The 24028-nt window shown below is 68.5% G+C and carries 22 protein-coding genes; 9 read left to right on the forward strand and 13 right to left on the reverse strand.

What is annotated here, in order from left to right:
* Positions 1-218 precede the first annotated feature (218 nt).
* Complete coding sequence (locus tag ACZ60M_RS08960) at positions 219-872, forward strand: restriction endonuclease (protein WP_465416219.1); 654 nt, start codon at positions 219-221, stop codon at positions 870-872.
* A 104-nt stretch (positions 873-976) separates the two neighbouring features.
* On the opposite strand, the gene ACZ60M_RS08965 is transcribed toward ACZ60M_RS08960, so the two are convergent.
* The 3 genes from ACZ60M_RS08965 to ACZ60M_RS08975 form a co-directional block, all read right to left on the reverse strand.
* On the reverse strand, positions 977-2386 hold the full coding sequence (locus ACZ60M_RS08965; RefSeq protein WP_465416221.1) for a S1C family serine protease: 1410 nt from the start codon (positions 2384-2386) through the stop codon (positions 977-979).
* A 164-nt stretch (positions 2387-2550) separates the two neighbouring features.
* Entirely contained in the window at positions 2551-4047 is a 1497-nt protein-coding gene (locus tag ACZ60M_RS08970) for a sensor histidine kinase (protein ID WP_465416223.1), read from the reverse strand.
* Entirely contained in the window at positions 4044-4763 is a 720-nt protein-coding gene (locus ACZ60M_RS08975) for a response regulator transcription factor (protein WP_270118629.1), read from the reverse strand. The genes ACZ60M_RS08970 and ACZ60M_RS08975 overlap by 4 nt, the downstream gene beginning before the upstream one ends.
* A 277-nt stretch (positions 4764-5040) precedes the next feature.
* On the opposite strand from ACZ60M_RS08975, the gene ACZ60M_RS08980 reads away from it, so the two are divergent.
* From ACZ60M_RS08980 to ACZ60M_RS09000, 5 genes are all read left to right on the forward strand, one after another.
* Positions 5041-5391, forward strand: coding sequence for an STAS domain-containing protein (locus tag ACZ60M_RS08980; protein ID WP_465416226.1), 351 nt, complete (start codon positions 5041-5043; stop codon positions 5389-5391).
* 292 nt (positions 5392-5683) lie between these two features.
* Positions 5684-9421, forward strand: coding sequence for a multifunctional oxoglutarate decarboxylase/oxoglutarate dehydrogenase thiamine pyrophosphate-binding subunit/dihydrolipoyllysine-residue succinyltransferase subunit (locus tag ACZ60M_RS08985; protein ID WP_465416228.1), 3738 nt, complete (start codon positions 5684-5686; stop codon positions 9419-9421).
* Positions 9422-9650: 229 nt separating this feature from the next.
* Positions 9651-10979, forward strand: a complete 1329-nt coding sequence (locus ACZ60M_RS08990) for an extracellular solute-binding protein (RefSeq protein WP_465416230.1) — start codon at positions 9651-9653, stop codon at positions 10977-10979.
* A 21-nt stretch (positions 10980-11000) separates the two neighbouring features.
* Positions 11001-11942, forward strand: coding sequence for a carbohydrate ABC transporter permease (locus ACZ60M_RS08995; RefSeq protein WP_465416232.1), 942 nt, complete (start codon positions 11001-11003; stop codon positions 11940-11942).
* Position 11943: 1 nt separating this feature from the next.
* Entirely contained in the window at positions 11944-12828 is an 885-nt protein-coding gene (locus ACZ60M_RS09000; RefSeq protein WP_465416233.1) for a carbohydrate ABC transporter permease, read from the forward strand.
* A gap of 71 nt (positions 12829-12899) precedes the next feature.
* Here the strand turns inward: ACZ60M_RS09000 and ACZ60M_RS09005 are convergent, their stop codons facing one another.
* A complete protein-coding gene (locus ACZ60M_RS09005) occupies positions 12900-13397 on the reverse strand; it encodes a hypothetical protein (RefSeq protein ID WP_465416235.1) in 498 nt (165 codons plus the stop codon).
* Positions 13398-13530: 133 nt separating this feature from the next.
* Positions 13531-14493 (reverse strand): zinc-binding dehydrogenase, encoded by a 963-nt coding sequence (locus ACZ60M_RS09010; protein WP_465416237.1) that lies wholly within the window; start codon positions 14491-14493, stop codon positions 13531-13533.
* A 190-nt stretch (positions 14494-14683) separates the two neighbouring features.
* Here ACZ60M_RS09010 and sodN point away from each other — a divergent pair, with 190 nt between their 5' ends.
* Positions 14684-15094: a superoxide dismutase, Ni gene (sodN, locus tag ACZ60M_RS09015; RefSeq protein WP_465416238.1), complete on the forward strand. Its 411-nt coding sequence runs from the start codon at positions 14684-14686 to the stop codon at positions 15092-15094.
* A gap of 217 nt (positions 15095-15311) precedes the next feature.
* Positions 15312-15764 (forward strand): anti-sigma regulatory factor, encoded by a 453-nt coding sequence (locus ACZ60M_RS09020; protein ID WP_465416240.1) that lies wholly within the window; start codon positions 15312-15314, stop codon positions 15762-15764.
* A gap of 243 nt (positions 15765-16007) precedes the next feature.
* On the opposite strand, the gene ACZ60M_RS09025 is transcribed toward ACZ60M_RS09020, so the two are convergent.
* Positions 16008-16271 (reverse strand): WhiB family transcriptional regulator, encoded by a 264-nt coding sequence (locus ACZ60M_RS09025; protein WP_205326283.1) that lies wholly within the window; start codon positions 16269-16271, stop codon positions 16008-16010.
* 822 nt (positions 16272-17093) lie between these two features.
* Positions 17094-18047 carry a diacylglycerol/lipid kinase family protein gene (locus ACZ60M_RS09030; protein WP_465416242.1) on the reverse strand — a complete coding sequence of 318 codons (954 nt, stop codon included), beginning with the start codon at positions 18045-18047 and terminating at the stop codon, positions 17094-17096.
* Positions 18048-18079: 32 nt separating this feature from the next.
* On the opposite strand from ACZ60M_RS09030, the gene ACZ60M_RS09035 reads away from it, so the two are divergent.
* Complete coding sequence (locus ACZ60M_RS09035) at positions 18080-18523, forward strand: hypothetical protein (protein WP_465416244.1); 444 nt, start codon at positions 18080-18082, stop codon at positions 18521-18523.
* On the opposite strand, the gene ACZ60M_RS09040 is transcribed toward ACZ60M_RS09035, so the two are convergent.
* From ACZ60M_RS09040 to ACZ60M_RS09065, 6 genes are all read right to left on the reverse strand, one after another.
* Positions 18520-19254 (reverse strand): sirohydrochlorin chelatase, encoded by a 735-nt coding sequence (locus ACZ60M_RS09040; RefSeq protein WP_465416246.1) that lies wholly within the window; start codon positions 19252-19254, stop codon positions 18520-18522. The genes ACZ60M_RS09035 and ACZ60M_RS09040 overlap by 4 nt on opposite strands.
* Positions 19247-19957 (reverse strand): phosphoadenylyl-sulfate reductase, encoded by a 711-nt coding sequence (locus tag ACZ60M_RS09045; RefSeq protein ID WP_465416248.1) that lies wholly within the window; start codon positions 19955-19957, stop codon positions 19247-19249. Before ACZ60M_RS09045 ends, ACZ60M_RS09040 begins: the two co-directional genes overlap by 8 nt.
* A gap of 27 nt (positions 19958-19984) precedes the next feature.
* Positions 19985-20188 carry a hypothetical protein gene (locus ACZ60M_RS09050; RefSeq protein WP_465416250.1) on the reverse strand — a complete coding sequence of 68 codons (204 nt, stop codon included), beginning with the start codon at positions 20186-20188 and terminating at the stop codon, positions 19985-19987.
* Positions 20185-21861, reverse strand: a complete 1677-nt coding sequence (locus tag ACZ60M_RS09055; RefSeq protein WP_465416252.1) for a nitrite/sulfite reductase — start codon at positions 21859-21861, stop codon at positions 20185-20187. The genes ACZ60M_RS09050 and ACZ60M_RS09055 overlap by 4 nt, the downstream gene beginning before the upstream one ends.
* 218 nt (positions 21862-22079) lie before the next feature.
* Positions 22080-23558 (reverse strand): sensor histidine kinase, encoded by a 1479-nt coding sequence (locus tag ACZ60M_RS09060; protein WP_465416253.1) that lies wholly within the window; start codon positions 23556-23558, stop codon positions 22080-22082.
* Between the two features lie 118 nt (positions 23559-23676).
* Positions 23677-23979: a DUF2469 domain-containing protein gene (locus tag ACZ60M_RS09065; RefSeq protein ID WP_106361934.1), complete on the reverse strand. Its 303-nt coding sequence runs from the start codon at positions 23977-23979 to the stop codon at positions 23677-23679.
* Positions 23980-24028 lie beyond the last annotated feature (49 nt).

Consider the following 24028-nt stretch of genomic DNA (forward strand, 5'->3'; position numbering starts at 1 on the left):
GCCGCAGCTGGGGTCCGGGCTCGGTGAGCGTGTCGCGACGGGCCGCACATGCAGGATGCCGAACCAAGCTGTCGGGTACCGGACATTGGCCTTACGCGTGAGCGAACGGTAACGGATACTCATAGTCATGGCGACGCTCGCGAGCCATACCTAGTACCGACATCACAGGCGACATAACGCTAACCGCACCCTCTAACCCAGTGGAGGCCGCCTTGTCCGTGATCCTCAGAGTCGGAGCGGCGATCGCCGTTCTCATCCTCGGTTACTTCGTTCTCGGATTCATAGCGGACCACTGGGCCTGGTTCGCCTCCATAGCGATCCTGTTGGGCGGCACCGCACTCGCCGGCTGGATCCTGTTCCGCAGCCGCGGGCACGAGCACCGCGACCGGGCCGTCGCCCTCGAACGCCAGACCCTCATGCGCAGCGTCGACAAGATGAACATCCCGGCCTTCGACGCCATGGCGGGCCAGCTCCTGGTCGGCCTCGACGCCAAGCGCGTCAAGAAGTTCGGCCACCGCAAGAACGACCTCGGCTGCAACTTCGTCGTCACCTTCAACAACGGCCAGCGCATCATCGTGCGCGCCAAGAAGGACGACAAGACGCTGCGTCGGCGCAACGGCTACCGCAACATCCAGGTCCTCGGCGGCGACATCAAGGCCCGCTGGGACTGCGACGCGGGCGTCCTCATCACCAACGCCAACCTGCACTGGATGCACCACGCCGCGCGGAACGAGGCCGTCGCCGCGCAGCTGGGGGTCCTGATCGTCGACCGCGAGCGCCTCGCGGAGTGGATCGACACCGGTGTGGCCCCGCCGGAACTGCGTCCCACCCGCCCCGCGCTCGAACCGAGCGCGAGCACCGCGGCGCAGTGACCCCGATGCGTCGTGGCGTCGTGATCGCGACACGGCGCCATGGCACCTGCTGACGAAGCGGACGCGGCCCCGAGCTTGAAGCTCGGGGCCGCGTCCGCGTTCGGTTAGGAAGCGGCGAGGGTGGCCGTGGTCTCGGCCTCCTGCTCGTCGCGGGTGTAGGTGATGGCAACCTCGGTGCCCGAGGAGGTGCCCTGGACGGCGGCGACCACTTCGGACGCGGTGGTGACGGTGGTGCCGTCGATCGCGGTGATCACGTCGCCCTCCTGGAGCCCGGCCTCCGCAGCCGGGGAGCCGCCTTCGACGCTGAGGACCATGGCCCCGTTGCCGTCGGTGTCGGCCACCGAGACGCCGAGGTAGCCCTGCTCGACCGAGCCGTTCTGGATGAGCTGCTCGACGGTGTCCTTGACGGTGTTGGACGGGATCGAGAAGCCCAGGCCGATCGAGCCGGAGTCGGTGGTGGCGATGGCAGTGTTGATGCCGATGAGCTCGCCGTCGCCGTTGACGAGGGCGCCGCCGGAGTTGCCGGAGTTGATGGCCGCGTCGGTCTGGATGAGGCCGCTCAGGGTCGAGCTGGACTGCTGCCCGAAGCCCTGGGACTCCTCGCTGGAGACGGTCATGGACCGGTCGAGGGCGGAGACGATGCCGGTGGTCACGGTGCCTTCGAGGCCGAGCGGCGAGCCGATCGCGACGGCCACGTCGCCGACCTGGACGGCGCTGGAGTCGGCGAAGGTGACCGGCGTGAGGTCGTCGACGCCGTCGACCTGGATGACCGCGAGGTCCTGGGTCGAGTCGGTGGCCACGATGGACGCGGTGGCGGTGGTGCCGTCCGAGAAGCGGACCTCGACGGACTGCGCGCCGTCCACGACGTGGTTGTTGGTGACGATGTAGCCGTCCTTGGAGTACACGACGCCCGAGCCTTCGGCGGCGTCAGTGACGATGGTGACCACGGAGGGGCTGACCTTGTCGACGATCTCGGTGTAGGTCATGCCCGAGCCGGCGTCCATCGAGACGGACTGGACAGTGGTGGTGCCGCCGTCGCTGTCGTTGAGGAACCAGCCCGCGACGCCGCCCGCACCGCCTGCGAGCAGGGCCAGTGTCAGCGCCCCGGCCACGAGCCTGCCGCGGCCGCGCGGCTTGTACGGCGCGGCGACGGGTGCGCCAGGCTGCTGGTACATCGGCGGGACGGGAGCCCCGGGCTGCCAGGCGGGGGCGGACATGTGCGGCGCCCCGGCGGGTGCCGGAGCGGGCGTGCCCGCCAGGACCTGGGTGTGGTCGGAAGGAAGCTGTTCAGCGGGTGCCTGCTGCGCAGCCGCCGCGTACGGCTGGAACTGCGGGTCCGCGGCGGGCGCGCCGATGACGGCGGTGTCGCCCGCGGCGGGCGCGGTGGCCGGGGGCAGGCTCGCGGCCTGCGGCTCGGCGTTCAGGGCGTCGGGCGCGGCGTCGGGGGTGCGAGGCCCGTCGGGGCCCTGCGGTTCGGTCCCCTCGGGGCCCTTGGTGCTCTCAGTGCTGCTCATGTACGGAAGCATGCCGGGCCCAGCTCTCGGCCCGCTGGTAAAACGCCTTAAAACCCTTTAATGATCCGCGACCGGTCCAGGAGCGGGCGCACTGGTCAGAGGGGTCGGGCCCGCTCCGGCGGGCGCGCGGGACATCGACGTACTTTAAAGCTTTCCAAGGTTCCCTAGTCGGATTGCGGTTCGGCCGTGAGGATCACGGTGAACGCCGTGCCCTCGCCGGGCTCCGAGGCGACCTGGACGGTCCCGCCGTGGGCCTTGACGATCGCGGCCACGATCGCGAGGCCGAGGCCCGAGCCGGGGTGGGCGACCGAGCCGGAGCGGAAGAACCGCTCGAAGACCCGTTCGGCGGTCTCGGGGGTCATGCCGGGGCCGTCGTCGGCGACGGTGAGGCGCACCGAGTCGTCCTCGGCGGCGACCTCGACGGCGATGTGCGTGCCCGCCGGGGTGTGCCGGACCGCGTTCGACAGGAGGTTGTCGAGGACTTGGCGCATCCGGGCCCTGTCGGCGGCGACCACAGTGGAGTTGCCGGGGACGCTGGTGAAGCGGAACTCGTGGTCCTCGGCGGTCACCGCGTGCGCCGCGACGGCCTCGTGGCCGAGCACGGCCAGGTCCACCGGCTCGGTCTCGACGGGTCGCTCCTGCCCGAGCCGGGCCAGGTGCAGCAGGTCGCCCACGAGCAGGCCCATGCGCTTGGCGGCCTCCTCGATCTGCCCGATGTACTGCTGCCGGTCGGCCTCGGGCATCTGCGGGTTCGTGCGCACGAGCTCGGCGTACCCGCGCACGCTCGTCAGCGGCGTGCGCAGCTCGTGCGAGGCGTCCGCGATGAACTCGCGCATCCGCTCCTCGGAGTCGTGCGCGCGCTGCTCGGACCATTCGCGGGCGCGGATCGCACCCTCTACTTTGGTCAGCATCGAGTTGATGGCCCGGCCGACCCGGCCCACCTCGGTGTTCGGGTCGTGGTCGGGCACGCGCCGCGAGTAGTTCCCGGCCGCGATCATCGCCGCCGTGTTCTCGATCTGCCGCAGCGGCGACAGGCTCGCGCGCACCAGGCCCACGCCGATCGCCGCGAGCCCGGCGAGGACGCCCGCGCCGATGAGCAGGTCGACCCACACGAGCCCGGCGACGGTCTTGTCGAAGTGCGAGAGCTTGTAGGAGAGCACGTAGTACGCGTCCGGGTCGAGGTCGTGCTCCTCGGGCTCGTAGTCGGGGTCCTTGCTGCCCACTTCGGAGCCCGGCAGGCCCAGCACCCGCCAGCGCGTCGCGCCGTCCGCGCTGAGCGCCGTGAACGCCTCGCCGTTCGCCGCCGCCACCTGCCCGTAGTCGAACACCGGCAGGTCGGCGAGGTAGCTCGTCCGGTCCTCGCGGGCTCCGTCCGGGTACACCACGCTGAGGACGTACTGCTCGGGACTCAGACTCGGGGACTCTTCGGCGTCCTCATCGCTCAGGGGCCCCATCGTGGCGGGCTTCCAGCCGGTCAGCTGGGTCTTCAGCTCGTCGTCGACCGTGCCGAGGAAGTAGGAGTGCAGCGCGAGGATCGTGGAGACGCTGATGAGGCTGAGGGAGCCCGCCACGAGGACGAGCACGGCCGCGGTGAGCCGGACCCTCAGCGGCGTCCGGTCCCACTTGTCGCGGACGCCCTCGAAGACGCGAGGCGCGCTCAACGATGCTGCTCCCGCAGGACGTAGCCGATGCCCCGGAGGGTCTGGATGAGTTTGGGCTCCCCGGTGTCGATCTTGCGCCGCAGGTACGACACATAGGACTCGACGATGCCGTCGTCGCCGCGGAAGTCGTAGCGCCACACGTGGTCGAGGATCTGGGCCTTCGACAGCACGCGCCCGGCGTTGATCATGAAGTAGCGCAAGAGCTTGAACTCGGTCGGCGAGAGCTGCACGGCCTTGCCCGAGCGCCACACCTCGTGCGTCTCCTCGTCGAGCTCCAGATCGGCGTACTGCAGGCGCGAGGGCCGGGGCAGCTCCCCGGAGGAGCGGCGCAGCACCGCGCGGATGCGCGCCACGACCTCCTCGAGCGCGAACGGCTTGGTGATGTAGTCGTCCCCGCCCACCGAGAGGCCGGTGACGGTGTCGGCGGTGTCGTCGCGGGCCGTGAGGAACAGCACCGGGGTGTGGTCCGAGCCCGAGCGCATGCGGCGCACGACCTCGAACCCGTCGAAGTCGGGGAGGTTCACATCGAGCACGACCAGGTCGGGGCGGTGCCGGGCGATCGAGCGGAGGGCCTCGTCACCGGTGCCGACGCCGTGGACGGCGAAGCCCGCGTACCGCAGCGACGTGGACAGGAGCTCGCAGATGTTCTCGTCGTCCTCGACGACGAGCAGGGTGGCCTCGGTCTCGGCGTTCGGCTGGCTAGTCGAAAGCGGCATGGGCCTCTCACAGGTTCGGCGGTCAAGCGCAGGTCACGGGTGGTTGTGAAGCATACGCCCGCGGCCGGGACGTGCCAAGCGGTCCGGATCCGGTACCGGTTCGCCCGTGACACTGCGCACTCGAACAGAACACGTTCGAGTGACCTTTATCTGCGGTGTGTGGGGCTATGCGGGAAACTGGCGCGCGCGAACTGTTTTCCGTCGTACCGGTCGGATAGACTTTGTGTCGCAGCCGAGCACGTGACGTGCTCGGGACCCTACCGAATCAGGTGAGTTCATGACGCTGTCAATCGAGACCGCCACGACCGACGCCGGGGTCGTCACCGTCGAGCTTGCAGGCGAAGTCGACTACGCGACCGCGCCGCAGATCCGCGAGACGATCACCAACGCCCTCGAAGCAGGCGGAGCCACCGCCATCCGGGTCGACGTCGCCAAGGTGACGGTCCTCGACTCCACCGGTATCGGCACCATCGTGGTGGCCTACCGCATCGCCCGCGAGATGGGCGTCGCGCTGGCCGTCGTCAACCCCAACCGCTTCATCACCCGCCTGTTCACCGTCGTCGGCGCCGAAGAGCTCCTCGAGGAGCCCACCGAGACGTTCTCGGGCAGGGAGCGCGCGGCCAGCTAGCCCCGCTCTCGGTACTTCAAGGCTTCGTTCGCGCCCCGGCTCAGCCGGGGCGCGGCCGCGTGTCAGGGCCCTGTTCCCCGCACATCGGGGCGCCTCCAGAAGTGCGAAACGCCGGTGTGGCGAACGAGACTTCCACACCTATCTGCCTGCTGCGCAGCACATTCACCGGGGCCTGAGTGACCGGCCCCGCAACGGCGTTACCGGTACTACACTTTTTCCTCCCCCCGGTTACCCTTGAGTCCGGGGACTGCCGTCCCCGTCCACGCAGCGTCAAAGAAGAGGCGATTCAGTCGTGTCGAGTGCGACTCCGGGCAATCAGTTGACCGATTTCGGTGCCAATGAATGGCTGGTCAACGAGATGTATGAGCGTTTCCGCGAAAACCCCGACAGCGTCAGCGCCGGTTGGCGCGAGTTCTTCGGCGGCGATCCGACGGGCGCATCCTTCAACGATGAGGGCGAGCGCAAGGCCGAGGAGGCACCCTCGGCGAAGCTTGCGAGCCGTCAATCGGACGAGCCCGCACCCGCCCCTGCCGTCGAGGTGAAACCCGAACCCGAGCCGGTCGTGCAGCCCGCTCCGGTCGCCGAGGTGAAGCCCGAAGTCAAGGCCGCTGTCGCTGCGTCGACCCCCGTTGCAGAACCCGCGAAGAAGGCAGAGCCCGTCGTGAACGAACCCGGCACCACCAAGCCGCTCAAAGGCGTCGCGGCCAAGGTGGCCCAGAACATGGACGCGTCCCTGGAGATCCCCACCGCCACGTCGGTGCGCGCGGTCCCCGCGAAGCTCCTGTTCGACAACCGGATCGTCATCAACAACCACCTCAAGCGCGGCCAGGGCGGGAAGGTCTCCTTCACCCACCTGATCGGCTACGCGCTGGTGCAGGCCGTCAAGGCCCACCCGGGCATGAACGCCTCCTACAAGGTGGTCGACGGCAAGCCGCAGCTGGTCACCCCCGAGGCGATCAACCTCGGCCTCGCGATCGACCTCGCCAGGCCCGACGGCACCCGCACGCTCGTCGTGCCGTCGATCAAGAACTGCGAGTCGATGGACTTCCGCGAGTTCTGGCAGGCCTACGAGGACCTGGTCCGCAAGGCCCGCAACAACAAGCTCACGATGGAGGACCACGCCGGGGCGACGCTGACGCTCACCAACCCCGGCGGGATCGGCACCGTCCACTCCGTGCCGCGCCTGATGAAGGGCCAGGGCCTCATCGTCGGCGTCGGCGCCATGGAGGTGCCCGCCGAGTTCGCCGGAGCCTCGGACGAGACCCTGTCCGACCTGGGCGTCTCCCGGATCATGACGGTCACCTCGACCTACGACCACCGCATCATCCAGGGCGCCGAGTCCGGCCAGTTCCTGGCGACCCTGCACAAGCTGCTGCTCGGCGACGGCTTCTTCGACGAGGTCTTCCGCTCGCTGCTCATCCCCTACGAGCCGGTCCGCTGGGTCCGCGACGTGTCGAAGACCCACGAGGGCCAGATCGACAAGAACGCCCGCGTCATCGAGCTCATCCACGCCTACCGCGTGCGCGGCCACCTCATGGCCGACACGAACCCGCTGCACTACGAGATCCGCCGCCACCCCGACCTGGACATCCTGTCGCACGGCCTCACCCTGTGGGACCTCGACCGGACCTTCCCCGTCGGCGGCTTCGCGGGCCAGCAGCGCATGAAGCTGCGCGAGATCCTCGGCGTGCTCCGCGACTCCTACTGCCGCCGCGTCGGCGTGGAGTACATGCACATCCAGGACCCCGAAGAGCGCGCGTGGATCCAGCGCCGCATCGAGGTCCCCTTCGAGAAGCCGAAGGTCCAGGAGCAGAAGCACATCCTCGGCCGCCTCAACGCCGCCGAGGCGTTCGAGACGTTCCTGCAGACGAAGTTCGTGGGCCAGAAGCGCTTCAGCCTCGAAGGCGGCGAGTCGCTCATCCCGCTGCTCGACCGCGTCCTGAACGAAGCCGCGGGCGCCGACATCGACGAGGTCGTCATCGGCATGCCGCACCGCGGCCGCCTCAACGTCCTCGCCAACATCGTCGGCAAGAAGCTCTCCAAGATCTTCACCGAGTTCGAGGGGCACATCGACCCCAAGAGCATCGGCGGCTCCGGCGACGTCAAGTACCACCTGGGCCTCACCGGCAAGTTCACCTCCCCCGACGGGCGCAACGAGACCGTCGTGTCGGTCGCGGCCAACCCGTCGCACCTGGAGGCCGTGAACCCGGTCCTCGAAGGCATCGTCCGCGCCAAGCAGGACCGCCTCAACCTGGGCGAGGACGGCTTCACCGTCATGCCCGTGGCGATCCACGGCGACGCGGCCTTCGCGGGCCAGGGCGTCGTCGCCGAGACCCTGAACCTCTCGCAGCTGCGCGGCTACCGCACCGGCGGCACCGTGCACGTGGTCGTGAACAACCAGGTCGGCTTCACCACCGCCCCGGCCCACTCGCGGTCCTCGCTGTACTGCACCGACGTCGCCCGCATGATCCAGGCGCCGATCTTCCACGTCAACGGGGACGACCCCGAGGCCGTGTGCGAGGTCGCGAAGCTCGCCTTCGCGTACCGGCAGCAGTTCAACAAGGACGTCGTCATCGACATGGTCTGCTACCGCCGCCGCGGCCACAACGAGGGCGACGACCCGAAGATGACCAACCCGCAGATGTACCAGGTCATCGACGGCAAGCAGTCCGTGCGCAAGCTCTACACCCGCGCGCTCATCGGCCGCGGCGACATCACGATGGAAGACGCCGAAGAGGCGCTCGCGGACTACCAGGCCCAGCTCGAACGGGTCTTCCGCGAGACCAAGGAGGCCCTGGCCGGGCAGACCGGCCCGCTCCCGTGGCGCCACCAGCCCGAGCCGGTCCACGACATCGACACCTCCGTCGACGCCGAGACCATCGCGATGATCGGCAAGGCCCACACCACGCTGCCGGAGGGCTTCGGCCCCCACAAGGCCGTGCGCAAGGTCCTCGAGAAGCGCAGCGAGATGTCCACTTCGGGCACCGTCGACTGGGCCTACGCCGAGACCCTCGCGTTCGGCTCGCTCCTCATGCAGGGCAAGCCGATCCGCCTCGCCGGCCAGGACTCGCGCCGCGGCACCTTCGTGCAGCGCCACGCCGTCGTCGTCGACCAGGCCACCGGCGCCGAGTACACGCCGCTGGCGCACCTCGGCGAGCAGGCCGCGAAGTTCTTCGTCTACGACTCGCTGCTCTCGGAGTTCGCCGCCGTCGGCTTCGAGTACGGCTACTCGGTCGAGAACCCCGAGATGCTCGTCCTGTGGGAGGCCCAGTTCGGCGACTTCGTCGACGGCGCCCAGACCATCACCGACGAGTTCATCTCCTCCGGCGAGGCCAAGTGGGGCCAGCACTCCGGCATCACGCTGCTGCTCCCCCACGGCCACGAGGGCGCGGGCCCCGACCACACCTCGGGCCGCATCGAGCGGTTCCTGCAGCTGTGCGCCGACGAGAACATGCGCGTCGTCAACTCCACGAGCCCGGCGAACTACTTCCACCTGCTGCGCCGCCAGTCGCTCGACCCGGTCAAGAAGCCCCTCGTGGTCTTCACGCCGAAGTCGCTGCTGCGCCACAAGGCCGCCGTCAGCCAGCTGGAGGAGTTCACCACCGGCCGCTTCCAGCCGGTCCTGCGCGACACCGCCGTGGCGAGCGGCCAGATCAGGGCCGAGAACGTCAAGCGCGTGCTCCTGTGCTCCGGCAAGGTCTACTACGACCTGGAGGCCGCCCGCCAGAACCGCGGCGTCACCGACACCGCGATCCTGCGCGTCGAGCAGCTGTACCCGCTCCCGGCCGAGGAGCTGAAGAGCGCCCTCGAGGCGTTCCCGAACGCGACCGACACCGCGTGGGTCCAGGAGGAGCCGGCGAACCAGGGCGCCTGGTCGCACATCGCCCTCAACCTGCTGGAGCAGCTCGGCGGGGTCCACCTGCGCCGCATCTCCCGCCCGGCCGCCGCCGCGCCGTCCACCGGCTCGCCGAAGGTCCACGAGGTCGAGCAGCAGGCGCTGGTCGACGTGGCGGTCCCGCAGCCGCAGTAGTCACGTAAAGCGAAATCGAAGCGGGGGAGGCCATCAGGCCTCCCCCGTTTTCGCGTGTTCCGTAACTTTACCGGTAACGTTTCGGCGTCAAGAAACTTTACGCATGTTGCAATATCGTTTTCTTCCGATGTCCGCCCTTGACCACCCTGATGAGAACGATAACAATGGCTCCACGGCCCGCCCTTCGAACGGCCGCCCCCACAAAGAATCACATTGGAGTGATGCATTGATGCCGAATCATCCCTCGCCCCCTGGCTCCGTCTCCAGAAGGGCACTCCTCACCGGCACGGCGGCGGCCGCCGGTCTCGGCCTGGCCGGCTGCGGCTCGGTCGCCGGAGGGCTGAGCGACAAGACCCGCGTGAAGCAGTGGAACCTCCTGGCCGGCGCCGACGGCGCGATCATGACCGAGATGCACGGCAACTTCTCGGCCGAGCACCCCGACATCGACCTCGAGGCCACCACCTTCGGCTGGGGCACCCCGTTCTACACCCGCCTCGTCATGGGCGCCTCCAGCGGCAACGCCTCCGACATCGCCACCATCCACCTCTCCCGGCTCAAGAGCCTCTCGCCCGACACGCTCATGGACCCCATCACCCTCGACGAGCTCAAGGGCCACGGGCTCAACCCCGAGGACTTCCCCGAGAAGATCTGGGAGAAGGCCTTCGTCGACGACGAGCTCTACGCCATCCCGCTCGACACCCACGCGCTCGTCAACTACTACAACCGCGACATCTGCGGCCAGGTCGGCGTCCTCAACCCCGACGGCACCCTCCTGGAGACCAGCAGCGTCGAGGAGTACTTCGACCTCCTCCGCGCTGTCAAGGAGGCCACCGGCCAGTTCGGCACCTCGCTCGACACCTTCGGCGGCTGGCGCCAGTTCTGGGCCTGGTACCGCCAGCAGGACGGCGAGATGACGTTCGGCGACGACGACTACGAGATGGATGACGACAAGGCGCTCGCGGCCATCGAGATCATGTACAAGATGGCCGAAGAGGGCCTGTGCCCCACCTTCGCCGACGGCGGCCAGTGCTCGGCCAACTTCGAGACCGGCGCGGCCGGGCTCGTCCAGGTCGGCAACTGGGAGATCAACCGCTTCAAGCTCTTCAACACGGACAACCCCGAGTGGTTCTCCATGACGGAGATGCCCTCGTTCTTCAACGGCAACCGGTACACCCAGGGCGACTGCCACGCCTACGTGCTGCCCTACCACAACAGCTGGGACCCGGCCGTCCGCGAGGCGACCCTCGAGTACGCCGCATGGATGCTGCAGCACAGCTTCCGCTGGGGCGAGGGCGGCGGCCACACCCCGGCCTACCTGCCCGTCACGGACAGCGCCGAATACCAGGCGCTGCAGCCGAACGCGGAGTACTCCGGCGTGGTCCAGAACGTCCAGTTCGACCCCGAGGCCTGGTTCTCCGGCTCGGCGGCCCGGATCTACGACGAGACCGGCTCGATCTTCAACCAGGTGTACGCGCTCGCGATGACCCCCGAGGACGCCCTGGCGCTCATGAAAGAGCGCATCGAGACCCTGCTCGCCCTCCCCTCGCCGGTCGACTGAACCGTTCAATTAGGACTTCTGATGACAGTTAAGACTGAGGCACCCCCGGTGCCGGCCGCGATGGTGCGGCCCCCTACCGCGAATACGAAGAAGCGGTCCTGGACCGGACTCTGGTTCGTCCTCCCCTTCGCCGCCTTCTACGCCCTCTTCCTGGTCTACCCGACCTTCCTGGGCCTCTACTACTCGTTCACCGACAAGAGCCTGACCGGCCGCGCCACCTCCTGGATCGGCCTGGACAACTGGGCCGAGGCCTTCGGCGACGAGCGCGCCTGGGCGGCGCTGAAGAACACCGCCGTGTTCACCCTCTGGTCGACCCCGATCCTGGTGGTCCTGGCGATCGTCTTCGCGCTCCTGGTCCACCGCGCCCGCCGGCTCGGCTGGTTCCTGCGCATGGCGTTCTTCGCGCCGTTCGTGGTCCCGGTCTCCGTGGTCACCATGATCTGGGTCTGGATCTACCAGCCCGACGGCGGCCTGCTCAACCACTACCTGCAGCTCCTGGGCATCCAGGACGCCGCCGCGCCGCAGATCTGGGTGCAGGGCGAGAACGGCGTGGCCATGTGGTCGGTCATCATCACGACCGTGTGGTGGACCGTCGGCTTCAACTTCCTGCTGTACCTCGCCGCGCTCCAGACGATCGACCCGAGCGTCTACGAGGCCTCCAGCATCGACGGCGCGAACTGGTGGCAGCAGCTGTGGCGGATCACCATGCCGCTGCTGAGCCGCACCACCGGCATGGTCGTCACCCTGCAGCTCATCGCTTCCCTGCGGATCTTCGACCAGATGTACATCATGACCGGCGGCGGCCCGAACCGCGAGACCGAGGTCGCGATCCACTACATCTACATCGCGGGCTTCGAGGGCTTCCGCATCGGCTACGCCTCGGCGCTGTCCTATGTGCTGTTCGTGCTCATCCTGATCATCTCCATCTTCCAGTTCCGGCTGTTCTCGAAGAAGGAGGACTGACATGACCGCAGTGCAAGAGAAGCCGACCGCCACGCAGACACGGACTGCCCCCAAGCGCCGCTTCAAGAGGCCCACCGTCGGCGCCGTCATCGTCTACGTCGCCGCGACCGTCCTCGCCGTGTTCTGGCTGCTGCCGCTGCTGTGGGCGCTGTCCACCTCGCTGAAGAACGAGGCCGAGGCCAGCCTCGGGCAGGACATCCACTGGTGGCCGCAGGACTGGTCGCTCGAGGGCTACAAGGTCCTGTTCGAGCGCGGCGACCACCTCACGTGGATGCTCAACTCGACGATCGTCTCGACGATCGTCACGGTCCTGACCCTGCTCCTGTGCATCCTGGCCGCCTACGGGTTCTCCCGGTTCGACTTCCCGGGCAAGAACATCATCTTCGGCGCGATCATCGCCGGCCTGATGGTGCCCGGGCAGGCGCTCATCATCCCGCTGTTCGACCTCGTCAACGCCCTCCACATGGGCGGGACCTACTGGGGCCTGGCGCTGCCGCAGGTCGTCGCCCCGGTCATGGTGTTCATCCTGAAGCGCTTCTTCGACGCGATCCCGCGCGACTACGAAGAGGCCGCGAAGCTGGACGGGGCCGGGCACCTGCGCATCCTGTGGAACGTCATCATGCCGATCTCGGGCCCGATCGTCGCGGCGGTCGCGATCTTCACGTTCATCGGCTCCTGGAACAACTTCCTGTGGCCGATGCTCATCGCGACCGACCCGTCGATGATGACCCTCCCGGTCGGCCTCCAGGCCGTCGCGGGCGGCTACGGCCTGTTCTACGCCCAGAACATGGCCGCCGCGATCCTCGGCGCGGCCCCGCTGCTCATCATCTTCCTGATCTTCCAGAAGCGGATCGTGGAAGGCGTGGCGGGCGTCGGCCTCAAGTAAGCGCACACAGCGAGCGGGGTCCGGCAGTAGCCGGACCCCGCTTCGCGTACCCCTCCCCCGAAATTCGCTTCCTAGAAGATCCCGTCACTGACGAGGCAGGAGGCCGGCGTGTACCCGACCGTGTCGCCGTGGCGGACGTGAATCCACTCGGTCTCCCATTCCAGGCCCTTGCAGCCCAGGGACTTCTCGCCCTTGGTGGACGTGCACGACCCTTCGATCTCGGTGTCGTTGAGCAACCGCGCGAGGCGACGCGAGGTCCAGTCGGTCTCGGTGAAGATCGAGACCCCGAACGTGGCGTCCACGCGGTACTTGCAGAGGAAGAGCTGCTCGTCGGTCCAGCCCTCCGAGAGGATCGCCCGCTGCGCACTGATCGGATGCGCCTCGGTCCCCGAGACCTCCACGCCTCCCGTGGTCTCGGACGCGGCGCTCTCGCCGCTCCTGGCCAGTGCGATGGCGACGACCATGATGGCGGCCGCGATCGCGACTCTGATCAGGAGCTTCTTGGTGACGACCCACGTGCTCCCGGCGGCGGCCTTGACCCCGCCCTTGACCCGACCCATTACTGACATGGCCGCTCTCCCCCTTGTGCAACCCCGAACCTATTCGGTGGTGACATCCATTACAGGGTGAACGCAGGCGGGCCCGCCCGTAGTGCGAACCCGCCAGAAACCGGCTCCAGTGTCGTACTTACGACGCTGGGCTTCATTCGTTGGTGATGACGACCTTGCCGAAGGCCTCGCCGGAGTGGAGGCGGCGCAGCGCCGATTCGGCGTCGGCGAGCGTGAAGGTGGAGTCGATGACGGGCTTGACCTCCCGTTCGGCGCAGAAGCGGATGACTTCGACCAGTTCGTCCCGGGTGCCCATGGTCGAGCCGAGGATCTCCAGCTGCTTGAAGAAGACGTGCCGCATGTCGACATCCGCGATAGGCCCCCCGGTCACGCCGCAGCTGACGAGGCGCCCGCCGGGCTTGAGGGACTTGACCGAGTGCTCCATGACCGGCGCGCCGACCGAGTCGATGACGACGTCCACGCGCTCGGGCAGGCGGCCCCCGGCCTCGACCGGGACCGCGCCGATCGCCTCGGCCTGCTCGCGGCGCTCGGGGCTGCGGCCGGTCGCGTAGACGCGCGCGCCGAGGGCCTTGGCGAGCAGGATCGCGGCTGTGGCGACACCACCGCCGGTGCCCTGCACGAGCACCGCGCCCTGGGCAGGCAGGCGCCCGCGGGTCGTCAGCATCCGCCAGGCGGTAAGGAACGTAGTAGGCAAGCAGGCAGCCTCAGCGGCCGACCACCCGTGAGGAGCCGGAACAAGGTTCCGGTGAGGCACCGCGACAGATTCAGCAAGCGTCCCGGGATAGAACTCCGAGAGCAGGGTCCGCTTGGGGTCCAAGGTCTCATCGTGGAGCGAAGCGTCCGCGATCACCGGGTAGATCACCACGTGGCCGCCGCTCTCGGTGCGCCCCACGGCATCGGTGCCGAGGATCATCGGGCACTGGTCGGCACGAAGGCCCACACCCGCGAGCGACCACAGGTCGTGGTGGTTGAGGGAGGCCGCCGCGAGGGGCACGCGCGTCCAGTCCTCGGGAACGGCCGGGGGCTCGATCTCACCCACCGAGAGGGCGGCGAAGGGGTCGTCGGGGTTCACTGCACTGGCGTAGGCGGCGAGCATCTGGATTGACCTCCATCTTTGCGGCGCTTGCGGGTCCGAAGCTTTTGGCGACGGTGTTCGCACTGTCCAGCATGGTGTTCCGTGCGGGTCTGTGCTGCGTCTCTAACTGTAGGGGCCGGACGGAAAACGGCGTCCGGAGAGGTAGGGTCGGCGGTGGAATCACACCCACTGGAAAGAAGCTGGAGGGGCAATGTTCAAGCCTCTGTTCAAGCGGCTCATGCCGCAGATCTCGGCTTCGGCTCACTGCGACCTGCCGTGCGGGGTCTACGACCCGGCGCAGGCCCGCATTGAAGCGGAGTCCGTCAAGGCCATCTGCGAGAAGTACCAGGCCAACGAGGACCCTGAGTTCCGCACGCGCGCCCTGATCATCAAGGAGCAGCGTTCGAACCTGGTCAAGGAGCACCTGTGGGTGCTGTGGACCGACTACTTCAAGCCGCCGCACTTCGAGAAGTACCCGCAGCTGCACACCCTCGTGAACGAGGCGACGAAGCTGGCCGGGGCCTCGGGCTCCAAGGGCTCCGCCGACCCCAAGGTCGCCGAGGAGCTGCTGGCCAAGATCGACGAGATCGCCAAGATCTTCTGGGAGACCAAGCAGGCCTAGCGCCCGCGCCGGTACCCGCACGAGCGCCCGTCACCGCAACCAGCGGCGGCGGGCGCTCCGCTCTTTCCAGAACACCCGCAGGAGCGGCGCAGGCGTCCGCGCGGCGGCCCCGGGAGTGGGATTTCAGGCGGGGTGTACCTCGCCGCGGAAGCGGCCCGATTATCCTTTGCAGCGAGAGGGCGGAAGTCCTTCGGCCCCTCAGTCACAGGAAGCGGCGATGCCGGTGAGCGAAGAGCGCGAGGACGTGCTGCTGCTCGACGTGCCCTCGACGGGCGACTACCTGTCGGTCCTGCCGACCGCGACCGCGGCGGTCGCGACCAGGCTCGGGTTCTCGCTGGACGAGATCGAGGACCTCCGGGCGGCGGTCAACGCCGCCGTCGCGCTCCTGATCCCCGCCGAGCCCGGCCGCCCGCGCCCGTTCCGCCGCAAATCCGGCGACCAGCCCCTCCACTGCCGCCTAGCTGTCGGCGAGGAGACCCTCAAGATCACGCTCAGTCGCTCGAAGGGCGAGCCCCTGCCCGACTCCGGGTCGTACCAGTGGCAGGTCCTCAGGGCCCTCACAGACGAGGTCCAGGCCCACGTCGAGGACGCCGCCACCACCATCACGATCTCCCAGCGCCGCCCGGCCACCGAAGCCGACGCCGACACCCAGCGCCACCAGATCTACTAGGCCCTCCCCGATTCACCCGACCGCGGTCCACCCGGTTCACCCGCCCGAACCAACCGGCCACCGATTCACCCGACCGGGAATGTCGTACCCCTCCGATAGCTTGGTTCGAAAGGGGAGCTCGCGAATCGCGAGGGCGCTTCACATCCGGGCAAGCTTGAAGGCCCGACGGAACCGCCGGGCCTTCCAAGCTTCTGGTGTCGCAAATATGAGGGATGGACTAAATCAAGGGATCGCGCGGTACTGCTAGCCGACGACCTGGGTCGCCAGGGTCCGCAGCGCACCCGAGCGGCGCTTCAGCTCGCGGCGCTCGATCTCGCTCATGCCACCCCACACGCCCGCGTCCTGACCGGACTCGAGCGCCCACCGCAGGCACTCCTCGGTCACCGGGCAGCGCCGGCAGACGTTCTTCGCCTGCTCGATCTGCGTCAGTGCCGGTCCGGTGTCCCCGATCGGGAAGAACAGCTCGGGGTCCTCGTCACGGCAGATGGCCTCGTGGCGCCAATCCATCAAAACATCTCCTTGCTAAGCATCAAGCATCTTGCTTTCACGGTGTTATGAACAGCTCTTGCGGTTCGGGCGTCTCGCGGTCCGTTGCGGCCCGCGGCGGCGTTCAGTCCGCGCTTCGCGTGAGCGCCGCGCCGTGTCCGTCACGGAATTGCCGGTGTGACGGTCGCACCTTCACGGGCGGTACTGGTAAGCGCTCGGCACGGAACCCGTTTCCCGGCAAAGGGAATCGTTGTCACCGCGAGTTCGGAGCACTCTCGCATCGCATCAGCGTCATTGCTGAACGCCAGGGCATCGGGGAGCACACCCGCCTACGGCGTCGGTCGCCCAAGTGGCGACTGATAGGTCCGCACCTAAAAACCCGACCTATCTTGTGAATGCTTTCACAAGCTCGGGATTTGTCAAGGGTTCGACTCCGGAAATCAGCCCGAAGTGAGTGAACTCACCGCGCTGTACCTCGAAGAAGACTCGTGGAACGCGTTCCACAGTACCGCCGGAATCCTTACCGCGGACCCTCATGGCGGCCTCCGCCACACTCACCCGAACCAAAAACATCGGGGTCGGTGACAGCGAGTCGAACCGGTTTGACACACTGGTACTCAACGTTGGCTGGACTTACCACGCTCGGAAGTTTCGCCAGGGCTCTGCAAATGTATGGCTCGCAAGCTTCGCCAAGACGTGAATACCCACCGAATGCCCGGTTATACGCACCGAAAATACGATATTCGGTTGTAAGTCTCGTGCCGTCCCGGTAGGGATGGCGAAATCAACCTTGCCTGCTCACGGGCGACTTGTCAACACCCACCTTGAGGTTTTCCCAAGTTGTTAGCAGGCCACCCGCAGCGCCTCCGGAACCGAACTCAGTTCCAGTTCCGTACGCTCCCCGAGGTAGTCCCCGTCGAGCTGGAAGGCCTGCGGCAGCGAAGCGCGCAGTCTGATCCTGGAGAGATCGTGATGCGTCACCGCGTGTTTGCCGTCGGGCCCGTCCCGACCTACCAGCAGTGAAGCGGCGGTCTTCGCGGCGTCCGACAGGCCAAGTTTACGCAGAACCAGGACATCAAGTCCAGCATTAAAGGATGCCCGCGCGTTGAGATTCACCGGAAGGGTACCGAGGTATGTCCACGGTGCGCAGTTCTGCACCACGACCATCCCCTCGGAGAGGTCCTCCTCCCCCGAAGAGAGCTCAACCTCGATCGTGTCCCCTTCCACGCCATGCTCATTCAGCTCCGCCATCACCGCGCGGGCGTAGTGCGCGCCGAGATTGCGCTTCTTGCGGTACGACTCCACCTTCTTGATGATCGACGCGTCCCAGCCCAGACCCGCGCAGAACGTGAACAGCCGGTCGACGTCCTCACCGGTCGCCCGCCCCAGGCTCACCGTGCGCACCCGCCGCTCCTCGATCGCCGACACGATCGCCAGCGACGCCCTGCGGCGGTCCCACGGCAGCCCGAGCGCCCGCGCGAACACGTTCGTCGAACCGGCCGGGATCGGCGCGAAGATCGGAGCCTCCGCAGCAGGCCGACCGCCCGCGACCAGGCCGTTGACGACCTCGTTCACCGTGCCGTCGCCGCCGAGGCTGAGAACCACGTCGTAACCCTTGTCCGCCCCGCGCTTCGCGAGGATCTCGGCGTGGTCCCGGCGGCGGGTCACCTCGACATCGAGGTCCAGCACCTCGTCGAGCTTCTTCCTCACCCAACGCGTGCGGCGCCGCGAGCCGGTGGAGGCCTTCGGGTTCACGATGAGCAGACCACGCTGTGGCGCTGCTTTCAGGTCGCGCATAGGCGCAGCGTAGCCCGGGATACGGTTGGCGTGTGAACGAAACCGATGCCGACATGGGCGCGGTCACCGAAACCCCCGACTCCGGTGACCGTCCTTGGACCTTGACCGCCGCGGCGATCCTGTTCTGGCTCCTCGCAACGGGACTCGCCACCGCGGGGGTGTGGGGCCTGGCACAGATCGCGACGGGCCAGGTCGAGACCGTCAGCGGCGCCGTGGGCGTCGCACTCGTCGCGTTCCTCGGGGCGCTTTACTACTGGTTCATCGGGCGCAAGCTGCTCCGCATGGAGGACATCGTCGCGCAGGCGGTCTTCCAAGGGCTCCTTTGGCTCCCGGTCGGGTACTACCTCCGTGAAGCGGCCCACCCGGTCATCGGGATCGGGGCCTGGGCGCTGGCGGCGGCGCTCGTCGGGCTGGTCCTCAGCGGGCCGACGCGGCGCGCGGTCGGCTTCGGCGAGCGAAGGCCCTTCAGTAGTTAGGCCGCTGCGGCGCGGTCCGCGATGACCGCGATCAGTTCCGGTGCCGTGCCGAGCGGTTCGCCCACATGGACGATTCCGGCTTCGCGCGCGGACTCGATCGCCTTGTCGCACAGCAGACCCGGTGCGATGAAGTAGCAGACGGCGGCGACGCGCCGTGCCCCTTCGGCCTGCAGCGCTGCGACGGTCTCGCCCGCCGTCGGGCCCGGCCCGGAAGCGAATCCCGGTCCGGCCGGGACGCCGAGCAGGCGTCCGGCTTCGGCGGCGACCGCCGCGACATGCGCGCGGCCCTCGTCGACGCGGGTACCGGCGGCGCAGACCACCAGGCCGTCGATGCCGTCCGGCAGTCCGCGGACCAGTGCCTTCGCGAGGGACAGGTCCCCCACCGGGCGGCCCACGTGCACCGAGAGGCCCGGACGGTCCTCCTCTGCGCGCTTGGCGACCTCGGGGAGGTCGGTGCGCGAGTGGTAGGCGTCGGTCAGCAACAGCGGCAAGGCGACCGCGTCAGAGATACCGGAGTCGGCGAGGCCGGTCAGGACCTCGACCGGGCGCGGCTCGTTGAACTCAAGGAAGCCCACATGCGCTCCGGCCGTGCGGGCGATGGCCCGCACGGCCTCCGGGGAGCGCGGGTCCGGACTGCCGTGCGCGACGAGCACGACGGGCCGGGAAATGGGGGATACACCGGAACCCGGCGCGGCAGTCGCGCCGGGTTCCGGGACGTGCCTGCTAGACATGCAGTCCGCACTCGGTCTTGTCGAACGCGGCCCAACGGCCGGCGCGCGGGTCCTCGCCCGGCGCGGTGCGCCGGGTGCAGGGCCAGCAGCCGATCGAGCGGAAGCCGTCCTTGAGCAGCGGGTTGACCGGGATGTTGTGGCGCTCGATGTACGCCTCCTGGTCGGCCTCGGTCCACTTCGCGATCGGCGAGACCTTGACCTTGCGGCGGGAGATGTCGAAGTCCACGACGCGCGTGTTCGCGCGGCTCGGGCCCTCGTCCCGGCGCAGGCCCGTGGCCCAGCCGTCGTAGTCAGCCAGGGCCGCGTTGAGCGGCAGCACCTTGCGCAGCGCGCAGCACTCGTCAGGGGAGCGGGCGAAGAGCCTCGGCCCGAACTCGGCGTCCTGCGACAGCACCGACTGGTCGGGCTGGATCGAGCGGACGTTGACGTTCATCGTCGCGGCCACGAAGTCGCGGACTTCGAGGGTCTCGGGGAAGTGCAGACCGGTGTCGAGGAAGACGACGTCGATGCCGGGGGCGACCTCGCTGGCGAGGTGGACCACGGCGGCGTCGGCCATCGAGGAGGTCACGCAGAAGCGCTCGCCGAACTCGCCGACCGCCCACTCGAGGATCTGGTGGGCCGTGGCGTCTTCCAGGCGCTTCCCCGCGTCCATCGCGAGGTCACGGAGTTCGAAGGGGTCTCTCTCGTTCCCTGTGCTGCTCATGCTGCTTCACTCCGATCGGGGGTACTTCTATTCGGGCTGAGGGCCCGTGGGCGGCGCCGCGTAGGTGGTCGCGGCCTCCATCCCGTGGTACTTGACGACAAAGACGCGGGTGCAGTCCGCGCAGTGCCATCCGCCCTTGATCTCGACGTCGCTGTCGGGCTCGGGCGCATACGGCGTGAGGTCTTCCTCGCCGCAATAGGGGCAGTAGTAGGGAACGACGCGGCCGCTCACTGCAATTCCGATTCCTCGGTGCGGTGGACCCACTGCGCGAAGGTCTCCCCCTCCGACCTGGCGGCCATGTAGCGCCGGGTGAGGCGTTCCACATAGTCGCCGAGGTCGGCCGAGGCGACCTTGAGGCCGCGGGACTTGCGTCCGAGGCTCGCCGCGGAGGCGTGACCGCCGCCGAGGTGGACCTGGAAGCCCTCGACCTGCTCGCCGTCCGCGTTGGTGACGAGCTGGCCCTTGAGGCCGATGTCGCCGGTCTGGGTGCGGGCGCAGGCGTTCGGGCAGCCGTTGACGTGGATGGAGATCGGGGTGTCGAGCTCGGGGACGCGCTTCTCGAGCTCCTCGACGAGGTCGCGGGCGCGGTCCTTGGTGTCGACGATGGCGAGCTTGCAGAACTGGATGCCCGTGCAGGCCATCGTGCTTCGCCGCCACGGGGACGGTTCGGCCTCGAGCCCGATCGCGCGCAGGTCCTCCACGGCGTCGCGCACCTTGTCCTCGGGGATGTCGAGGAGCAGGAGCTTCTGCAGCGGGGTGGCGCGCACGCGGTCGGAGCCGTACTTCTCGGCGATGTCCGCGAGCTGGTCGAGGATCGTGCCGGAGACGCGGCCGACGACCGGGGCGACGCCGATGTAGTAGTTGCCGTCGTTCTGCTTGTGGACGCCGATGTGGTCGAGGAGCTTCTCCGGGACCGGCGGCTGCTCCAGGTCGGGGAGCTTGCGGCCGAGGTACGCGTCGGACTCCAGGACCTCGCGGAACTTCTCCGGGCCCCAGTCCTTGACGAGGAACTTCAGGCGCGCGCGGGTGCGCAGGCGGCGGTAGCCCCAGTCGCGGAAGATGCGGACCACGTTGACCCACACGTCGACGATGTCGTCCTGGGAGACCCAGACGCCCAGGCGCGGGGCGAACATCGGGTTGGTCGAGAGGCCGCCGCCGACGTACAGGTCGAAGCCGGGGCCGAGCTCGGGGTGGTGGGCGCCGATGAGCGAGATGTCGTTCGTCTCGTACGGGCTGTCGGGCAGCCAGCCGATCGTCGACTTGAACTTGCGCGGCAGGTTGGAGAGGGTGCGGTCGCCGATGAAGCGGTCGTAGATCTCCTGGATCTGCGGGGTGGCGTCGATGACCTCTTCGGTCGAGACGCCCGCGACGGGCGAGCCGAGGATGACGCGCGGGCAGTCGCCGCAGGCCTCCTGGGTGTCGAGGCCGACGGCCTCGAGGCGGCGCCAGATCTCCGGGACGTCCTCGACGCGAATCCAGTGGTACTGGACGTTCTCGCGGTCGGTGACGTCGGCGGTGTCGCGCCCGAACTCCTTGGAGATCCCGGCGATGGCGCGCAGCTGCGCCAGGTTGAGCTGGCCGCCGTCCATGCGCACGCGCATCATGAAGTACTTGTCGTCCAGCTCCTCCTCTTCGAGGATGCCGGTCTTGCCGCCCGCGATGCCGGGCTTGCGCTGGGTGTACAGGCCCCACCAGCGGAAGCGTCCGCGCAGGTCAGCAGGGTCGATCGAGTCGAACCCGCGGTGGGAGTAGATGCCCTCGATGCGCTGCCGCACGTTGAGCGGGTTGTCGTCCTTCTTGGACTGCTCGTTCTTGTTGAGCGGCTCCCGGTGGCCCATGGCCCACTGGCCTTGGCCCTTCGGGCGGGACGGTTTGCGCGTTGGCGTTGGCACAGTTCTCCTCATGCGGACACAGATGTGGCGTGGTTCAACGGCAGAATGCCGGAAGGATTTAGCGGCGCATCAGACAGGCGGCGCTGAACACACGGCAGAAGTCGACGTGGCGGCGTGCCACCAGTCGAAGCCCATGTGCGCGAGACATGCCTGCAAGCATGCCACATATCTCAGCCATCGGCATCCAGCGTCCCGGTGCGTGGACGCGACATCACACGCACATGGCACCCCTACTGAAGTGCGAAGTCGACGACTGCTTCGGTGCCGCCCTCGGGGCGGGGGCGCATGTCGATCGTGCCGCGCAGCTCGCCCGTGACGAGGGTGTGCACGATCTGCAGGCCCAGGCGGGTCGAGTCGGCGATGCGGAAGCCCTCGGGGAGGCCCTTGCCGTGGTCGGAGACGGTGACGCGGAGGTGGTCGCCGTCGCGCTCGACGCCGATGACGACCTCGCCGTCCTGGCCGGGCGGGTAGGCGTGCTCGACCGCGTTCTGGATGAGCTCGTTGACGACCATGACCAGCGGGGTCGCGTACTCGGAAGGCAGGACCCCGAAGGTGCCCTCGCGGCGGAGCGTCACCTTCGACTCGGCGACGGAGACCTCGACGGCCATGGAGGCGACGCGGTCGACGATCTGGTCGAAGCCCACCGACTCGTCGCTCGACTGCGACAGCGTCTCGTGGACGAGCGCGATCGAGGCGACGCGGCGCACCGACTCCTCGAGCGAGAGGCGGGCCTGCGGGGAGCCGACGCGTCGGGCCTGCAGGCGCAGCAGCGCGGCCACGGTCTGGAGGTTGTTCTTGACGCGGTGGTGGATCTCGCGGATCGTCGCGTCCTTGGTCACGAGCTCGCGGTCGAGGCGGCGGACCTCGGTGATGTCGCGGACGAGCACGAGCGCGCCGGCGGCCTTCCCGCCCGGGCGCAGGGGCAGCGCGCGCATGAGCACGATCGCGCCCTTCGACTCGATCTCCTTGCGGCGCGGGGTGCCTCCGGCGAGGGCGTCGGCGATGCGGCGGGCCGCGTCGGCCCCGACGTCGGAGTTCGACGGCAGGCTGCGGGTGAGCTCGGCGAGGTCGCGGTCGCGCAGGTGCCCGGTGACGCCCATGCGGCGGTACGCGGAGAGCGCGTTCGGCGAGGCGTAGCGGACGAGCCCGTCGGAGCCGATGCGGACCAGGCCGTCGCCGATGCGCGGCGCGGTCGTCGGCTCGCCGGGCAGGAGCGGCGGCGGGAAGCCGCCGTCGGTGAGCATCTGCACCAGGTAGTCGGCGGTCTTGAGGTAGTTCAGCTCCAGGTGGGAGGGGCTGCGCGTGTCCGAGAGGTTGGTGTCGCGGGCGGCCACGGCGATCACTTCGCGCCGGTCGCGCCGGCGCACCGGGATGGCCTCGTGGCGGGCGGCGACCTCCCCCCGCCAGACCGGGTCGCCTTCGCGGAAGATCCGGCCCTCGGCGAAGGCCACGTGCAGGTGCTGGGCGTCCTCGCCTTCAAGGATGCGGCCGACCTGATCCTCCTCGTAGGCGGTCGGGCCGGTGGTCGGCCGGACCTGGGCCATGCAGACGTACCGGCCGGGGTGGTCCTTGACGGCGCCCCAGAGCAGGAAGTCGGCGAAGGAGAGGTCGGCGAGGAGCTGCCATTCGGCCACGAGCCGCTGCAGGTGCGCCGCGGAGTTCGAGGTCAGGTCGGTGTGCGCGCTGATGACGTCGCGGAGTGTGGACACCCGACCAATACTAGCGGCGGCCGGGGTCCCGGGCCCCGTCCTCGATTGCACACCGGCGCAGGTCACGGACGCGAGCAAAAAGCCCCGCCACGGAGGGCGGGGCGCAAGTTCCGAGCGGTTACGGGAGCGTCATGTCGGGCTTGTCGAGCTCCTCGACGTTCACGTCCTTGAAGGTCAGGACCCGCACGTGCTTGACGAACCGGGCCGGGCGGTACATGTCCCACACCCACGCGTCGCTCATCTCGACCTCGAAGTAGGTCTCCGCGTCGGCCCCCCGCACGTTGACTTCGACAGCGTTGGCCAGGTAGAACCGCCGCTCGGTCTCGACGACGTAGGTGAACTGCCGCACGATGTCCCGGTACTCCCGGTACAGCTGCAGCTCCATGTCGGTCTCGTACTTCTCGAGGTCCTCGGCGCTCAACGCTCCTCCTTCTCAACGACGGTTCCCACGATAGTGCGCGGGTGCCCCG

This window comes from Glycomyces sp. NPDC050141 (assembly GCF_055586545.1).

What these genes read in the sequence shown, in the direction of transcription:
- ACZ60M_RS08965 (WP_465416221.1), bottom strand. Translation starts at nt 2,386, where the DNA reads ATGAGCAGCACTGAGAGCACCAAGGGCCCCGAGGGGACCGAACCGCAG.
- ACZ60M_RS08975 (WP_270118629.1), bottom strand. Translation starts at nt 4,763, where the DNA reads ATGCCGCTTTCGACTAGCCAGCCGAACGCCGAGACCGAGGCCACCCTG.
- ACZ60M_RS08980 (WP_465416226.1), top strand. Translation starts at nt 5,041, where the DNA reads ATGACGCTGTCAATCGAGACCGCCACGACCGACGCCGGGGTCGTCACC.
- ACZ60M_RS08990 (WP_465416230.1), top strand. Translation starts at nt 9,651, where the DNA reads ATGCCGAATCATCCCTCGCCCCCTGGCTCCGTCTCCAGAAGGGCACTC.
- ACZ60M_RS08995 (WP_465416232.1), top strand. Translation starts at nt 11,001, where the DNA reads ATGACAGTTAAGACTGAGGCACCCCCGGTGCCGGCCGCGATGGTGCGG.
- ACZ60M_RS09000 (WP_465416233.1), top strand. Translation starts at nt 11,944, where the DNA reads ATGACCGCAGTGCAAGAGAAGCCGACCGCCACGCAGACACGGACTGCC.
- ACZ60M_RS09005 (WP_465416235.1), bottom strand. Translation starts at nt 13,397, where the DNA reads ATGTCAGTAATGGGTCGGGTCAAGGGCGGGGTCAAGGCCGCCGCCGGG.
- ACZ60M_RS09010 (WP_465416237.1), bottom strand. Translation starts at nt 14,493, where the DNA reads ATGCTCGCCGCCTACGCCAGTGCAGTGAACCCCGACGACCCCTTCGCC.
- sodN (WP_465416238.1), top strand. Translation starts at nt 14,684, where the DNA reads ATGTTCAAGCCTCTGTTCAAGCGGCTCATGCCGCAGATCTCGGCTTCG.
- ACZ60M_RS09020 (WP_465416240.1), top strand. Translation starts at nt 15,312, where the DNA reads ATGCCGGTGAGCGAAGAGCGCGAGGACGTGCTGCTGCTCGACGTGCCC.
- ACZ60M_RS09025 (WP_205326283.1), bottom strand. Translation starts at nt 16,271, where the DNA reads ATGGATTGGCGCCACGAGGCCATCTGCCGTGACGAGGACCCCGAGCTG.
- ACZ60M_RS09030 (WP_465416242.1), bottom strand. Translation starts at nt 18,047, where the DNA reads ATGCGCGACCTGAAAGCAGCGCCACAGCGTGGTCTGCTCATCGTGAAC.
- ACZ60M_RS09040 (WP_465416246.1), bottom strand. Translation starts at nt 19,254, where the DNA reads ATGTCTAGCAGGCACGTCCCGGAACCCGGCGCGACTGCCGCGCCGGGT.
- ACZ60M_RS09045 (WP_465416248.1), bottom strand. Translation starts at nt 19,957, where the DNA reads ATGAGCAGCACAGGGAACGAGAGAGACCCCTTCGAACTCCGTGACCTC.
- ACZ60M_RS09055 (WP_465416252.1), bottom strand. Translation starts at nt 21,861, where the DNA reads ATGAGGAGAACTGTGCCAACGCCAACGCGCAAACCGTCCCGCCCGAAG.